This is a genomic window from Catenulispora sp. GP43 (assembly GCF_041260665.1).
GTDB lineage: Bacteria > Actinomycetota > Actinomycetes > Streptomycetales > Catenulisporaceae > Catenulispora.
The window spans coordinates 243,314-257,861 of sequence record NZ_JBGCCT010000015.1 but is presented as its reverse complement, the minus strand read 5'-3'; the positions used below and the strand labels follow the sequence as shown (position 1 = coordinate 257,861).

The 14,548-nt window shown below is 70.5% G+C and carries 14 protein-coding genes; 4 read left to right on the top strand and 10 right to left on the bottom strand.

The features are described 5' to 3' along the window. Both ABH926_RS29005 and ABH926_RS29000 read right to left on the bottom strand, forming a co-directional pair. Complete coding sequence (locus tag ABH926_RS29005; RefSeq protein ID WP_370368999.1) at positions 1-2,286, bottom strand: MMPL family transporter; 2,286 nt, start codon at positions 2,284-2,286, stop codon at positions 1-3. A 180-nt stretch (positions 2,287-2,466) separates the two neighbouring features. Beyond that, positions 2,467-3,273 (bottom strand): Cof-type HAD-IIB family hydrolase, encoded by an 807-nt coding sequence (locus ABH926_RS29000; protein ID WP_370368998.1) that lies wholly within the window; start codon positions 3,271-3,273, stop codon positions 2,467-2,469. Positions 3,274-3,385: 112 nt separating this feature from the next. Between ABH926_RS29000 and ABH926_RS28995 the strand changes: the two genes are divergently transcribed. Next, the gene (locus tag ABH926_RS28995) at positions 3,386-4,687 is read left to right on the top strand and encodes a glucarate dehydratase family protein (protein ID WP_370368997.1); all 1,302 of its coding nucleotides are present in this window, start codon (positions 3,386-3,388) and stop codon (positions 4,685-4,687) included. A gap of 40 nt (positions 4,688-4,727) precedes the next feature. Next, the gene (locus ABH926_RS28990) at positions 4,728-5,864 is read left to right on the top strand and encodes a hypothetical protein (RefSeq protein WP_370368996.1); all 1,137 of its coding nucleotides are present in this window, start codon (positions 4,728-4,730) and stop codon (positions 5,862-5,864) included. Here the strand turns inward: ABH926_RS28990 and ABH926_RS28985 are convergent. The 5 genes from ABH926_RS28985 to nagB form a co-directional block, all read right to left on the bottom strand. Continuing rightward, on the bottom strand, positions 5,861-6,532 hold the full coding sequence (locus ABH926_RS28985) for a class F sortase (RefSeq protein ID WP_370368995.1): 672 nt from the start codon (positions 6,530-6,532) through the stop codon (positions 5,861-5,863). The genes ABH926_RS28990 and ABH926_RS28985 overlap by 4 nt on opposite strands. A 1-nt stretch (position 6,533) precedes the next feature. Next, positions 6,534-7,088: a hypothetical protein gene (locus ABH926_RS28980; RefSeq protein ID WP_370368994.1), complete on the bottom strand. Its 555-nt coding sequence runs from the start codon at positions 7,086-7,088 to the stop codon at positions 6,534-6,536. Between the two features lie 111 nt (positions 7,089-7,199). After that, positions 7,200-8,030 carry an SDR family NAD(P)-dependent oxidoreductase gene (locus ABH926_RS28975; protein WP_370368993.1) on the bottom strand — a complete coding sequence of 277 codons (831 nt, stop codon included), beginning with the start codon at positions 8,028-8,030 and terminating at the stop codon, positions 7,200-7,202. Positions 8,031-8,077: 47 nt separating this feature from the next. Next, on the bottom strand, positions 8,078-8,686 hold the full coding sequence (locus ABH926_RS28970; RefSeq protein WP_370368992.1) for a DUF2867 domain-containing protein: 609 nt from the start codon (positions 8,684-8,686) through the stop codon (positions 8,078-8,080). A 43-nt stretch (positions 8,687-8,729) separates the two neighbouring features. Further along, positions 8,730-9,512, bottom strand: coding sequence for a glucosamine-6-phosphate deaminase (gene nagB, locus ABH926_RS28965; protein ID WP_370368991.1), 783 nt, complete (start codon positions 9,510-9,512; stop codon positions 8,730-8,732). Between the two features lie 174 nt (positions 9,513-9,686). Between nagB and ABH926_RS28960 the strand changes: the two genes are divergently transcribed. Next, positions 9,687-10,220, top strand: coding sequence for a hypothetical protein (locus ABH926_RS28960; protein WP_370368990.1), 534 nt, complete (start codon positions 9,687-9,689; stop codon positions 10,218-10,220). A gap of 42 nt (positions 10,221-10,262) precedes the next feature. Here ABH926_RS28960 and ABH926_RS28955 read toward each other — a convergent pair whose 3' ends face one another. After that, positions 10,263-11,066, bottom strand: coding sequence for an NAD(P)H-binding protein (locus tag ABH926_RS28955; RefSeq protein WP_370368989.1), 804 nt, complete (start codon positions 11,064-11,066; stop codon positions 10,263-10,265). Positions 11,067-11,155: 89 nt separating this feature from the next. Here ABH926_RS28955 and ABH926_RS28950 point away from each other — a divergent pair, with 89 nt between their 5' ends. Further along, entirely contained in the window at positions 11,156-11,614 is a 459-nt protein-coding gene (locus tag ABH926_RS28950; RefSeq protein WP_370368988.1) for a MarR family winged helix-turn-helix transcriptional regulator, read from the top strand. A gap of 140 nt (positions 11,615-11,754) precedes the next feature. On the opposite strand, the gene ABH926_RS28945 is transcribed toward ABH926_RS28950, so the two are convergent. Continuing rightward, positions 11,755-12,879, bottom strand: coding sequence for a glycosyltransferase (locus ABH926_RS28945; RefSeq protein ID WP_370368987.1), 1,125 nt, complete (start codon positions 12,877-12,879; stop codon positions 11,755-11,757). Between the two features lie 208 nt (positions 12,880-13,087). Beyond that, positions 13,088-14,338 carry a peptidase S8 gene (locus ABH926_RS28940; RefSeq protein ID WP_370368986.1) on the bottom strand — a complete coding sequence of 417 codons (1,251 nt, stop codon included), beginning with the start codon at positions 14,336-14,338 and terminating at the stop codon, positions 13,088-13,090. Positions 14,339-14,548: the final 210 nt, after the last annotated feature.

Sequence of the window (14,548 nt, the reverse complement as noted above, 5' to 3'; positions counted from 1 at the left end):
TCACTGTATGCGCTGATTCGCGTAAGCCAGCTCGGGCTCGTCGTGCGGTCCGTCCGCGGCCGGGCCGCTGCCCGCGACCGGGTCCGGCTCGCCCTCCACCGACATGTGCGGCAGCACCTTGTCCAGCCACTTCGGCAGCCACCAGTTGGCCCGTCCGAAGCGGTGCATCAGCGCCGGGACCAGCACCAGGCGCAGCATGAGCACGTCCAGCAGGATCGCCACCGCCAGTGCCATGCCGAACTCCGCGATGACCCGCTGGCCGTTGAACAGGAAGGCGCCGAAGACGCAGGTCATGATGATGCCCGCGGCCACGATCACCTGGCCGGTCTCGCCGTGTCCGACCCGGACCGACCTGCTGTTGTCTTTGCTGTGCGACCACTCCTCGTGCATCCGGCTGATCAGGAACACCTGGTAGTCCATCGACAGCCCGAACAAGATGCTGATCACGATCACCGGGACGAACGCCTCCACCGGCCCCGCGCCGCCGGCGCCCAGCGCCTCCGAGCCCCAGCCCCACTGGAACACCGCGACCAGTGAGCCGAACGCCACACCCATGGTCAGCAGGTTCATCGCCACGCCGATCAGCGGCACGAGCAGGCTGCGGAAGGCCAGCATCATCAGCACGCAGCCCAGCCCGACGATGATCGCCACGAACAGCGGCAGCTTGCTGGTCAGGGTGTGGCTGAAGTCGTTGCTGATCGCGGTCGGCCCGGAGACCATGACGTGCAGCGTGGTTCCGGCCTCGGCCGGCGGGATCACGTCGTGCCGCAGGGTGTCGATCAGGTCTGTGGTGGCCTTGTCCTGCGGCGAGCTGACCGGCACCACCTGCACCACGGCGAGCGTCTGCCCGGGCTGCGTGGGCCGGGCCGCGACGGCGGCGACGTCCGGCACGGTCTTGATCCGGTCCACCAGCTTGCTCAGCGCCTGCTGGTCCCCGGCCCCGGGCGTCTGCGCGACCAGCGTCAGCGGGCCGTTGAAGCCCTTGCCGAAGCCGTCGGCCAGCAGGTCGTAGGCCTGGCGCGTGGTCGTGGACTTGGGGTCGTTGCCGGCGTCGGAGTTGCCCAGCCGGATGGAGAAGAACGGCACCGCGACCACCGCCATGACGGCGATCGCCAGCACGGCCTTGCCCAGCGGCCGGGCCTGGACCTTGGCCGCCCAGCGGGTGAACACGGTCTCGGGCTGCCCGGGGACGCCGGAGGCGCGGCGGCGCGAGGAGTGCTGGTAGGGGACCAGCACGCCGACGCCGGCCTGCCGCGCGGCCAGCTCCCGGCGCTGCTTCTTGCTCAGCACGCGCAGCTTCAGGAACCCGAGCATCGCCGGCAGCAGGGTGATCGCCGCCAGCACCGTCATCGAGACGGTCACCGCCGCGCCGATCGCCATGCCGTTCAGGAAGCTCAAGCCCAGCGCGAACATGCCCAGCAGTGCGATGACCACGGTCCCGCCGGCGAAGATCACCGCGCGTCCGGAGGTGTTCAGCGCCTTGGCCACCGAGTCCTCGACCGACAGCCCGGACATCAGGCCCTTGCGATGCCGGTTGACGATGAACAGCGCGTAGTCGATGCCGACGCCCAGACCCACCAGCGTGGCCAGGGTCGGGGCGGTGGAGCTGATGGAGAACAGGTGCGAGAGCTGGCCGGTGCCCATGATCCCGGTGATGACGCCGGCCACGCCGGTGAGGATCGGCATCACGGCCGCGCCGAAGGCCCGGAACACCAGGCCCAGCACGATCAGCGCGGCGACCACGCCGATCAGGTCCGCGGCGCCGCCGACCTTGCGGTCGGCCTGGCTGATCGCCTGCCCGCCGAGCTCCACCTGCAGGTTGCCGGCCCGCGCGCCCTGCGCGACGTCGATGACGTGCGTGATCTGCGCGTTCGGGATGTCGTGCGCCTCTTGCGCGAAGTTGACCGTCGCGTAGGCGGTGGTCTGGTCCTTGCTGATCTGCGTCGCGCCGCGCGGCCCGCTGTAGGGGCTGGTGACCCCGGCCACGCCGGGCGAGGTCGCGATCTGGTTCAGCGCGTCGGTCATGCGCTTCTGGATGTCGGCGTCGGTGACCTTGGCGCCGCCGCTGGTGTGCCAGACCACCTGGTCGGTGTCCCCGGCCGAGGCCGGCATCGCCTGCTTCAGCAGGTCCATGGCCTGGCTGGACTCCGAGGCCGGGATCGACATCGTGTCGTTGTACTTGGTGCCGGCCGAACCGGTGAGGGCCCCGAGGCCGATGATCAGCGCCAGCCATACGAGGACGGTGACGAGGCGGCGCTTGTGGCACCAGCGGGCAATGACGGACATCAGGGCTCCCCGGACTTCTACGAGCATGGAACGCGTGCGTTTACACGGTGCCGGAAGGCGGGGGTCCGGGGCGTCTGGCAGCCGCAGACACTTGCGCTGCTGCGGTCGTAGTACGCAGGAGGGGCTGCTACTGCCCGGGGAGCAGGGCCGTAGTCAGACGGTCACGGTTCGCTGTGGCGATCACGCACCGAGCAGCGTCTCCAGGAACTCGGCGACCCCGTCGTCCCCGACGGATCCGATCACGCCGTCGGCGGCGGCGATCAGGCTGGGGTGCGCGTTGCCCACCGCGTAGGAGCGGCCGGCCCAGCCGAACATCGACAGGTCGTTGGGCATGTCCCCGAAAGCGATGACCCGGTCGGCGCCGACGCCCAGCCGCGCGGCGTGCCGGGCCAGCCCCTCGGCCTTGCTCACCCCCGGCGCCACGGCTTCGACCAGGCGCAGGCCGTTGGAGTGGTAGACGGTGACCAGATCCCCGACGGCCGGCCGGGCCAGGGCGACCAGTTCGTCCGCCGACAGGCGGGGATGGCGGCCGACCAGCTTCGGCGCGGGCCGTCCCCACAAAGCGGCTTCGTCGAGGCGCTGGACGGTGACGTCGCGATCCCAATCCCAGGGCTCGTACACGGCATCGGCCGCGAGCGAGTCGGCGTACTCCACGGCCAGGCCGATCCCCGGGATGGTCTCGCGGATCGCGCGTGCCACCTTCTCCAGGGTCGCGGGGTCGATCGCGTACTCGGCGACGACCGCGCGGGCGCGCAGATCGTAGTCGTAGGCGCCGTTGGAGCAGACGGCGAGGCCGTTGACCGTGAAGGCGTCGGCGATCTGGCCCATCAGCCGCGGCGGCCGTCCGGTGATGAAGACGAACGGGATGCCGGCCTGTTCGAGCGCCGCGAAGGCCGCGACGGTCCGGGCGGAGACGGTGCCGTCGTGCCGGACCAGGGTGCCGTCCAGATCGCAGGCTATGAGGTCGGGGCGGATCGCGGTGGTCATGGTCTCCATTGTGCTCGAGACGCGTTTGAGACCTGTCTTGACGTGGTCCGGTGCGCGCTACTACCTTTCACGGCGTCGAGTAGATTCATATTCGTGGGCTTTGTTCATGGATATGAACGCAAGGGGTGGAGGGCCGGTAGTGACCGACTTGAGGATCGTGGACGTCGTGATCACGCCGATCGCGTTGAAGGACCCGCCACTGCTCAACTCCTCCGGCGTGCACGAGCCGTACGCCCTGCGCTCGATCGTCGAGGTGAAGACCGACGCCGGCATCGTCGGCATCTCCGAGGCCTACGGCGACGACGCGACCCTGGCACTGCTCCACAAGGCTGCCACGGCGGTGATCGGCACCGACGTTTTCGACCTCAACGAGCTGAGCCGCCGGGTCGCGAGCGCGGTCGGCGGCTCGGCCGCGTCCTCCCCGACCGAGCTGATCGGCGCGGCCAGCCACGACAAGACCGTCGCCCAGGCTTTCGCGGCCTTCGAGGTGGCGGCCTATGACGCCCAGGGCAAGGCGACCGGCCGCCGCGTCGTGGACCTGCTCGGCGGCGCCGTGCGCGAACGCGTCGACTTCAGCGCGTACCTCTTCTACAAGTGGGTCGAGCATCCTGGGGACTTCCCGGCTGACGACTGGGGAGCGGCGCTGGATCCGGATGGGATCGTGGCGCAGGCGCGCCGGATGGTGGATCGCTATGGCTTCAAGTCGCTGAAGCTCAAGGGCGGTGTCTTTGCGCCCGAGGAGGAGATCGAGGCCGTCAAGGCTCTGCGACGGGAGTTCCCGGACCGTCCGGTGCGCCTGGATCCGAACGCCAACTGGTCGGTGGAGACCAGCCACAAGGTGGCGGCAGCGCTTGAAGGCGAGCTGGAGTACCTGGAGGACCCCACGCCGGGCATCCCCGGTATGGCCGAGGTAGCGGCCAAGACTTCGCTGCCGTTGGCGACCAACATGTGCGTCACCAGCTTCGCCGAGATCCCCGAATCCGTGCGCCTCGGCGCGGTCCAGGTGATCCTGTCGGATCACCATTTCTGGGGCGGCTTCCGGGCCACGCAGAACTTGGCGGGGCTCTGCCAGACCTTCGGTCTGGGACTGTCGATGCACTCGAACACGCACCTCGGCGTCAGCCTCGCCGCGATGGCGCACATCGCCGCCGCGACACCGAACCTGACGTACGCGCTCGACACCCACACGCCGTGGAAGTCCGAGACCGAGGACGTGGTGGCCGGCGGCGGCCTGACCTTCACCGACGGCGCGGTGACGCTGCCGGCCGGCCCGGGACTCGGCGTCGAGCTGGACCGGGACGCGGTCGCCGCGCTGCACGAGCAGTACCTGACGTGCGGGATCCGGCGGCGCGATGATGTGGGATGGATGCGGCGGGTGCGGCCGGAGTGGACGGGCGAGCGGCCGCGGTTCTGATGGTCTGACGGGCTGGGACGACGACGGTCGGAGGCGGCGAATGAGCGCGGCGGCGTATGTGTATCCGTGGGACGTGGTCGGCGACGCCTCGGCGGCCGATTCGATCGCCGGTCTGGGTGTCGACCACGCGGTCGTCGCAGCCTTCTACCATGGCACCCGGGCTCTGACGCCCCGCCATCCGATGCGGCGCGTGGTCGTGGCCGAGCACAGCGCCTCCTACCTGCCGGTCGGCGACGCCTGGGAGCAGGTGCTGCCCCCGGCGCAGGGCTGGGTCGACGCCGAGGACGCGTTCGGGGCCACGGCCGCGGCGCTGGCCGGCGCCGGGGTGCCGACGCACGCGTGGGTCGTGGTGGACCATGTCGACGGCTTCGACGCGCCGCACGTGGTGAACGCCTACGGCGACGTCTATCCGTGGGCGCTGTGCCCGTCGCACGAATCAGCGCTCGAATACGCGGTCGGTCTGGCGGCGGTCATCGCGGCCCGCCCCGACATCGCCGGCGTCGAGTTCGAGGCCGCGGGCTGGTACGGCTTCGACCACCTGCACGAGCACGACAAGGTCGCCGGCGTCCCGCTGTCCGAGGACGAGCTGTACCTGATGTCGCTGTGCTTCTGCGACGCCTGCCGCGAGGAGTATCAGGCTTCTGGCATCGACGTGGGGGGCCTGCGCGAAGCGGTCTGCACCCGCCTGGACGCCCGCTTCGCCGCGTCCGCGCCGCTCCCCGGCGGCCTGCCCGACCCCGACCTGGCCACCGCGGTCCTGGCGACCCGCACCCGCGTGGCGAACCGGCTGCGCGGCGCGATGGTGCGCGAAGTGCGCACCCAGCGCGACCCCGACTTCCCGATCCTGTTCCACGCCAACCCCGACCCGCGCCGCTCGACCGCGTTCACCGGCCTGGACGTGGCGACCCTGCCGAAGGACACCGGCATCGTGGTGAACTGCTGGAACGGCTCGACGGACAAGGTCGCCGACGCCCTCGGCCACGACGCCCCGGTGAACGCCGGCCTGCTCGGCGTGCGCGGCATGGGAGCCGACACCGACGCCCTCGCCGCGCAGGCGATCGCGATGCGCGACGCCGGCGCGAGCGGGATCCGGCTGTATCACGCGGGACTTGCTTCGAACGCTGATCTGGACGCGATGAGGGGTGCGATCGCCGCGTTCCGTGAGGGGGCGCGCTAGCCGTCGGCAGCCAGGGCGCTGGTCCCGGTCCGGATGAGGTGGGCGTAGACGATGACGTTGCTGTCGTAGCTGGTCTCCTTGGACCAGCCGCCTCCGCACGTGATCAGGCGGAGCGCGGCATAGCCCACCGGGCCGTAGACCTTGGCCGCCGGGAACTGCGATTTTCTGGCGACCTCGACGGAGTCGACGGTGAAGACCGCGGTGGTGTGGTCGGCCCGGTCGACATAGACGGTGTCGTGGGGACGGACCGAGCCCAGGTGGTAGAACGCGGCTTTGCCGGTCGGCACCAGACGCGAATCGACGTGGGCGATGATCACGGAGTCGCCGAATGATCCGGGGGCCGCGCTCTGCGTGAACCATCCCGCGGATCTGGCCCTGGCCGGGGAGGGGACCGCGAGCTCGCCGTCGCGGGTCTGGCCGACTCCGACGACGGGGGCGTCGATGCCGACGTCGGGGATTTCGACCCGGACCGGGTTCGAGGCGGGCATGGCGATCAGCGGGTCGCCGGGGACGGTCCCGGGCAGCGGCTGGTCGGCCGAGGCCGGCGGTTGCGGCGGAGGCTGCGGCGCCGACTTGGCGCCGTGGAACAGCAGGATCGCCGCGAGCGCGCAAACGGCGGCCGCCGCCATGTGCAGGCGGCCGCCGTCCGAAGTCCTCGAAGAGGCCACGTCAGGAGTTCGATCCCGCCCGCCGGCGGCGCACGGCGACCCCGCCGAGCGTCAGCGCGGCCGCGGCCAGGACGCCGCTCAGCGCCATCTCGCCCGGAGCCATTCCGGCCTGCTGCGTCGCGCCGTCGCCGGCCGCGCCGCCGCCGGTCCCGACGCGCAGGAAGGTGCTGCCGCTGAGCATCGGCCCGCTGGGCCCGTTCGAGCAGGTCGCGTTGACGGAGTACAGGCTGGGCCGGGACGGGGCCGCCGCGGTGCCGACGAACGTGGTCGGCGCGCCGGGCCGCGAGGGGCGGGACGGGGAGCCGAAATCGATGACGAACCCGGCCTGGGCGCCCGGGTTCGGGATGGGGCTGAACGACCCCATGGCCGTGCTCCACGATGCCGCGCCGGCGATGCTGGGGCATGTCAAGGTGACAGTGACCGTGGCGCCCGGCGCCGCCACCGTCGGGGACACCGTGACCGTGGCCCCGCTGTCCGCGTGGGCCGGCGCCATCGCCAGCGCCGACAGCGCCACGCCCAGAACCGCGGCTCCCTTGGCCCTACCGCTGATACCCATGAATATCGCAATCTCCTCTCCGGGCACCCGCGATGGGTGCCGCCGGAGATGTCATGCGACAAATTCGGCCAGGTATACCCGATCTTGCGCCGAATAGGGGTATATGCCGCCTTACTCCTCCGGCAGCCCCACCAGCTTCAGGCTGAGCCGGTACAACTCGCCCCGCGCCTGCTCGTCATAAGCCTGCTTCAAAGCCTGCGACTCCCGCTGCCGGTCGTAGAAGCGCCCGCTGGCCCCCGCCAGCTTCGGGTCCGTCACCAGCCGCCACGTCGCCTCGACCCCGGTCTCCAGGGTGTCGATGCTGTGCCCGACTTCCTGGAGCACCATCTTCGTCGGCATGTACGTCGCCGGGTGCAGGCTGTTGAAGGTGACCTCCGCCGCGGGTACCCGCTCGGACAGCTCCACCGCCGAGGCGATCTGCGCCAGCTTGCTCTGGCAGTACGCTCGCATGCCGCTGTAGCCGTGCTCCAGCATCACGTCGTCGAACTCGATCTCCTGCTGGCCGAGCGAGGCCACGTTCACCACCCGCGCCGGTGCCGAGGCGCGCAGCAGGGGCAGCAACTCCTGCGTCAACAGGAAGCCGGCCAGGTAGTTCACGGCGAAGCGCAGTTCGTACCCGTCCTTGCTCTCCCGCCGGTCGCGGCCGTCGGGCTCCCCGCCGCCGATGCCGGCGTTGCTGACGAGCACGTCCAGCCGCTCGGTGGCCCCGCGCACCGCCGCCGCGAGGTCTCGGACCTGCGCCAACTCCGCCAGATCGGCGCGGAAGGTCTCAGGCCGCGCCACTCCGTGCTCGTCGCGGATGGCGTCGGCGACGGCGTCGAGGCGCGTTTGGTCGCGGCCGTGCAGCAGAACGGTGTCACCGCCGGCGGCGAGCCGGTGGGCCAGGGCGCGGCCGAGGCCGTCGGTCGCGCCGGTGATGAGGACTATGCGGGAACGAGTCATGGCACGGACTCCTAAACAGACTGCCCTGAAAGCGTGCGGGACTCAGCCTACCCCTTGTCGAGACGTTCCGTCTCGGTTAATTGCCGCCAGCGCCGCTCCCAGGCACGGCCCAGTGCCGGATAGACGATCAGGTGCCGGAACGGCTTGATGAACGCCATGTACGCCGAGCCGGCCCGCCCGTTCGGCTTCACCAGCACCGCCAACTGCCCGCGCCGGCCGCCCCGGCCGTCGGGCACCCAGCTCAGGTGCAGGATCGCGTGCACCGTCTTGTTGGCGATCTCCATGGCGCGCTCGTTCTCGCGCTCGTAGAGGAAGGTGAATTCAGAGCCCTGATTCGGCGGTCGGTTCGCTGCCACGTCCCGCAGCTCTGGCGTCAGCCGCTCGCGCAGCGAGGGCACTCGCGTACCGAGCCCGCTCGATCGGCGGTCCAGGCGCAGGAGCGCGCCCAGCTTGAAACGCAGCCAGAACAGGGTCTTCGTCGGCAGCGACGCCTGCTCCCGGAGTCCGCCGTCGAAGACCGCGAGCAGCACCGGGAAGTCGTCCGGGCCGCCGCCCGGGGCCGGCATCTCCCAGACGTCCTCCAGCGCGAAGTCGCCGGCGATCTCGTGGATCAGCCACGGCTGGGCGGTGTGCGCCGCCTCGGGGAGTCGTCGCATCACCGCCCCTTTCCCGACACGGAGTCGGTTCAGGCTTGAGGAATCAGATCCCCTGCCACGCCGGCTTCGAGGCGAAGGTCGCCTTGTAGTAGTCCGTCAGCTTCAGCTGCTGCGCGGCAGCCTCGTCCACGACCACCGTAGCGTGCGGGTGCAGCTGGAGCGCCGAGGCCGGCACCATGCTCGACACCGGTCCCTCCACCGTCGCCGCGACCGCCTCGGCCTTGCCCGCGCCGGTGGCCAGCAGCACCAGGTGGCGGGCCTGCAGGATGGTGCCGATGCCCTGGGTGATGACGTGCCGGGGCACCTCGTCCAGGCCGTTGAAGAACCGGGCGTTGTCCACCCGGGTGCGCTCGGTCAGGGTCTTGATGCGGGTGCGGGAGGCCAGCGAGGAGACCGGCTCGTTGAAGCCGATGTGGCCGTCGGTGCCTATGCCCAGCAGCTGCAGGTCCACGCCGCCGGCGTCGGCGAGCTGCTGCTCGTACGCGGCGCACGCGCCCGGCAGGTCCTCGGCGCCGCCGTCGGGGCCCAGGAACGCCGTGTCGCTGATCCCCAGCGGGGCCAGCACCTCGCGCTTGAGCACCTCGCGGTAGGACTCCGGGTGTCCGGCCGGCAGCCCCACGTACTCGTCGAGCTGGCACACCTTCAGCCGGCCCACGTCGACCTGGCCGGCGGCGGCCTTCGCGGCCAGCGCCTGGTAGACCGGCAGCGGCGTGGAGCCGGTGGCGACGCCGAACAGCGCGTCGGGCTTGCGGGCGATCAGGTCGGCGACGGCCGAGGCGACGAGTTCGCCCTGAGCTGCGGCGTCCGCGACGATGACGACTTCCATGGCGACCCCTGGATCTCGCGTGATGGTCTAGAGCATTGGTATAGACCAAACCTACCGGAGTGCCGAGGGTACCGTGCGGCCGGGATGTGACGTCCCGGCCAACCGTGGCCGGCCTCTGAATGACGGCCCAGTCACCCTTTCCGGGGGCGTTGACCGCTGTTACGGTCCCCTCCCATGGCAAACCGTTCCCACCTGTACGCAGTGAACACGCTGCCCACCGACGAGGGCCGTCCGGACGCGGTCGTGGGCATCTCCGAGCACAACTGGAGCATTCCACTGGCCCACCTGCTCCTCGTCAGCTTCGACACCCGCGTCGTCCCCTCGATGATCTGGGAGCGGCGCACCGGGGTGGCCGGGGACTACGAGCGCGGGGCGGCGCTGCTGATGGACCTGCTGCGGGTGGTGGGGGAGGAGGTCCAGGAGGCCCAGGACTTCGAGTCGGTGGTCGCGACCACGAAGGCCCAGCTGGACAAGCAGCGGGCCAAGTACTTCCTGCTGGAGGCCGGCGAGATCCTCGGCCTGGAGGACGAGCCCGTCGAGGCCGCCATGGACCGGCTCGTCGGCCAGCACATCCCCGACCTGGCCGCGCACGCCGAGGCCGCCATCGCCGGGGAGAACGCCGACTGGCTCGCGGTCGCGCGGGGGCGGTGGCGCGAGAACTTCTACTCGTTTTACAACGACACGTTGTATTACTCGTTCGATTCGTAGCGGGTGCGCGGTCCAGCGCGGCAGCGTGGTCGTGGTTGTGATCTATCGGTCGAAGTCCGCTCGGTTCTCCACAACCCATTCCTGGAGCGACCGTGCCGGTCGCCCGGTGATCCGCTCCACAGTGTTCGTCAGCGACGCGGGCCGGCCCACGGCGGCGGCCGCGCTTTCCAGCAGCGACTCCAGGATCTCCGCCGGCATCCACGCCTCGCGGCGTACGAGCGCGTCCTCGCGGCTGATCTCTCGGACGGGGATGGAGCGGCCGAGGGTCGCGCCGATCGTCGCGACCGCCTCGTCCAGCCGCACCGATTCCGGTCCGGTGAGGATCTGCAGACGGCTGCGGTGGGTGTCGTGCAGGAGCAGCTCGACGGCGGTCTCCGCGACGTCGTCGGGATGGATCGGGACGCACTGGGCCGCCGGATACGGGAGCTCCACCGGTCCTCCGGCCCGGATCGCCGCGCCCCAGTCCCGGCGCGCGTTGGTGGCCAGCCAGCTGGGATAGAGGATCGTGTGATCGAGGCCTGATTCGGCGACCGCCTGCTCGGCCGCGCGATGGATTCGGCCGATGGGTCCGCGGAATTCGGCCGCCTCGTAGGACGCGGGCGAGGACAGGAGGACCACGTGGCGTACTCCGGCCTCGCGGGCGGCGTTCAGGAAAGGCGCCGCGCTACCTCGGGTCGTGTAGAGGAAGACGGAGTCGACACCTTTCAGGGCGTCATCGAAACCGTCGGCGGCGGTCAGGTCGAGGGTGTCCCGGGCTGAGGCGCGGACCCGCTGCCCCGCGGCCTGCAGCCGGGAGACGACGCGGCTTCCGATGTTTCCGCGAGCACCGGTCACGAGCACGGTCATGGCTGCGTCCCCCTGGGTAGTTAGCATGCGAAGGATGTCCTGCAAGGCAAAACATCTTTGGTTTCAAAGGTAAAGGGAGGACGGCCGGCGTGTCCACCGAATCAGGCCTTGAAGACGCGGTCCGCGACCTGTTGCTGCTGATGCCGCGTCTGGTCGCCCGCGCGAAACGCATTCCGCCGCCTCAGGAACTCCGCGACCTCACCCTCGGCCCGCGGCACCTTTCACTGCTGGTCTTCCTGCTGCTGGACGGCCCGATGACGGTCAACGACCTCGCCGCCCGCCTACAGGTCGCCCCGACGACCGCGAGCCTGGTGATCGCCGAGCTGAGCCGCAAAGGCGTCCTGGAACGCGCGGAGGACGACGCCGACCGCCGCCGCCGCATCATCAGCATCGCCCCCGCCGCGCGGCCCGCGATCGAGGCGTGGCTCGCCCCGGGCGCCGAGGCCTGGCGGCGCGCTCTGGGGCCGCTGACGCCTGCGCAGCGTCGGACGGTCGTGGAGACGCTTCTGGCGTACGAAGCGGCTGTGGGCGAGCTGCGGGGGGAGTGAGGGCGTCGGGGCGATGGTCGCATAAGAAACAACGATCGGGTCGCCCGGCGCCTTTGCCGGTCGGCGACCCGACCTCCGGCGATGAGATCTCGCCGATGCATCGCAAAGCACTGATCTTCAGTATAGCAACAAAGAGGTCATCAGAGTTCGGTGGAGACTTCGGTCGAGATCTGGTCCAGCCAGCGTGCGTGCTGCAGCGTCGAGATCAGCGCGATCGTCGACTCCGCACCCTGGTTCGGGTTCCGCGAATCCTCGGCGAGGCCGTCGAAACCGCCGCCGGTGCCCTCGTCGATCATCGGGATCCCGCTGTCGTTCACCCCCAGGAACCACTCGATCGACATCCGCACGCCGGCCAGCCATGTGCGGTCGCCGGTCGCCCGGTAGGCGCGGGCGCACGCGTCGGCGTAGGCGGCGGCCTCGATCGGCTGCTGGTGGAACGCCGGGCGGGGATCGCCGAGGGACCAGCCGCCGGCCGGGGTCGGTGACAGGTGTCCCTCGTGGGTCGACAGGGTGAGGAGCCACTCCAGCAGTCCCAGCCCGTCGCGCAGCAAGGATTCGTCGCCGAGGTGCTGGCCGGCGGCGATGAGGGCTTCGGGCAGGGCGGGGTCCCCGTACTCCAGGCGGGGTTCGGGCCAGGGCCAGGACGGGTCCGGCTTCGGCCGTCCGATGGTGTCGGCGGCGTCGGCGAGCAGGCTCAGCGCCGCCGGGTGGCCGGGGTGGGCTTCGGCGACGTCGGCGGCGCCGAGGGCGGCATAAGCCATGGCATGGTTCAGGCGGCTCTGCGGACCCAGGCCTGCGCGGAGCTTGGCGCCGTCGGCGAACCGCTCCAGGGCGACGGCCCGGATCCACGGGGTCGGGCCCAGGCGCGCGGCCGTGCCCAGGGCCCATACGCCGCGTCCCCACCATTCGCCGGTCTCCGGCTCGTCGTGCCAGACCCGGTCCAGGCCCATGCGGTTGTGGAAGCCGCGTTCGCGGTCCTGGGCGTGGAGCAGGAACGCCAAGTAGATCTCTGCGAGTCGGATTAGGTGTTCTGACGGTTGCGGTTCGCGGCACACGACGATCAGGCCGCGTGTCACGTCGTCCACGCAGTAGCCGTGCCAGCGCTTCGGGATCGGGCCTCGGGCGTGCTCGAACAGGCCTGTGTCGTCGCTCATGCGCAGGAGGTGGGCGAACGATGGTTCCGGTATCGCCTTGGGGGGCGATTCGCGGAACCGTTGGAGTTCCTCGTCGGATGGTCGGGTGTCGAGCTGGTCGTCGGTGGGCATCGGATCAGGCTCCTTTCTACCGAATCCGGGGCGATACCCGATTTGCTCGAACTTATGCTTTCTCAGGACCCCTAAAACGCCCAAGAGACGCCGCCGCCGACCACTGCCGCGAACGCGAAGCGGCCCCGCCGTTCAGCGGGGCCGCCTGTTCAGTGCCTCACCATCTCACGCGGTGGCTGGGCTGTGCCGGCTGTCGACCGGCACGCCCTCAGCCGCCCGCGGTGAAAGCGGCGAGACCGTTGGGGGTGCCCAGGCCCGTCGGGCCGTCGTAGCCCTGGCCGGCGGTGCAGAAGTAGCTCGGGGAGCAGGTCCCGTTGCTGCCGCTGGTCACGTCGTTCAGGTTCGAGGTGTGGGCGTAGGGGTACGACGCCGGGACGTCGTTGCTGCCGGGGGTGCCGGCCAGGGCGTAGACCGAGGCGATGATCGGCGAGGCCGCCGAGGTGCCGCCGTAGACGGCCCAGCCGTTGCCGCCGTAGGTCTGGTAGACCGCGACGCCGGTGGCCGGGTCGGCGACCGCGGCGACGTCCGCGACCATGCGGTTGGTGCAGCCGGTGTCGGTCTGCCAGGTGGGCTTGGTCTCGTCCTGGGAGCAGCCCGAGCCGGTGCCCTCGCTGCTGCTGGTCTCCCACACCGATTCGCTCCAGCCGCGGCTGCTGGAGTCCTTGGTCAGCGAGGTGCCGCCGACCGCGGTGACGTACGGGGAGGAGGCCGGGTACTCGGTGCCGGCGGAGTAGGCGCCGTCGCCGGAGGACGCCGTGATGGCCACGCCCGGGTGGTTGAAGTAGCTCGAGTCCGACTGGGCCTCGGTGCCGTCCTCGTTGCCGCCGTAGCTGTTGGAGACGTACAGCGCGCCCTGGCTCACGGCCTCGTTCACCGCGGTGCCCAGGTCGGACATGCTCGCCGAGTTGGCCTCGACCAGCAGGATGTGGCAGCCCGGGCAGGTCGCCGAGACCATGTCCAGGTCCAGCGAGATCTCGCCGGCCCAGCCGCTGTCGGCGCTCGGGTAGTTGGTGCTGCCGTCCTGGGCGATCTTGGAGAAGCAGCCGTTGGCGGTGCTGCACTCCGGCAGGCCGTAGGTGGAGCGGTAGGTCGCCAGGTCCGACTCGGCGTTCGGGTCGTCCTGGGCGTCCACGATCGCGACCGTCTGGCCCGAGCCGCCGTTGGCCGGCAGCGAGTAGGCGCTGTCCAGGTCGGCGGGGCCGAAGCCGGAGGGCAGGCCGTTGGCCGCCATCGCGTGGGCCTTCTTGTCAGTGCGCTTCAATGCGAAACACGTGGCGTAACCGGGCTTCACGGCCTGGCTGCAGCTGTGGACCGAGGTCGGGCCGGCGGCTGCGGACGAGGACGACGGAGCCGCCTGGGCGACCGCGGCGCCCATGGTTATCAGACCGGCGACGCCCAGGAGGGCGGCGGCGGCACGCGGCGTCGCGCGCCCCCGCTTCTTCCGTGTGAGCTGGAACACTCTTGCTCCTTGTCGTGGGACGAGAGGTGGCGGTACGGATCAAGGACGGCGCTGAGCCGGATCACGGCTCGCAATACCTTGATCAGTGTTAGTACTATCGCGGACAGTAGCGGGGGCGATAAAGGGCGACAGCGGCAAAGTTTCTGTAAAGCCTGTATGGGGAAAACCCTTGCAGAACCCTGGAAAAGCCGTGGTGGGGTGGCATCTTTG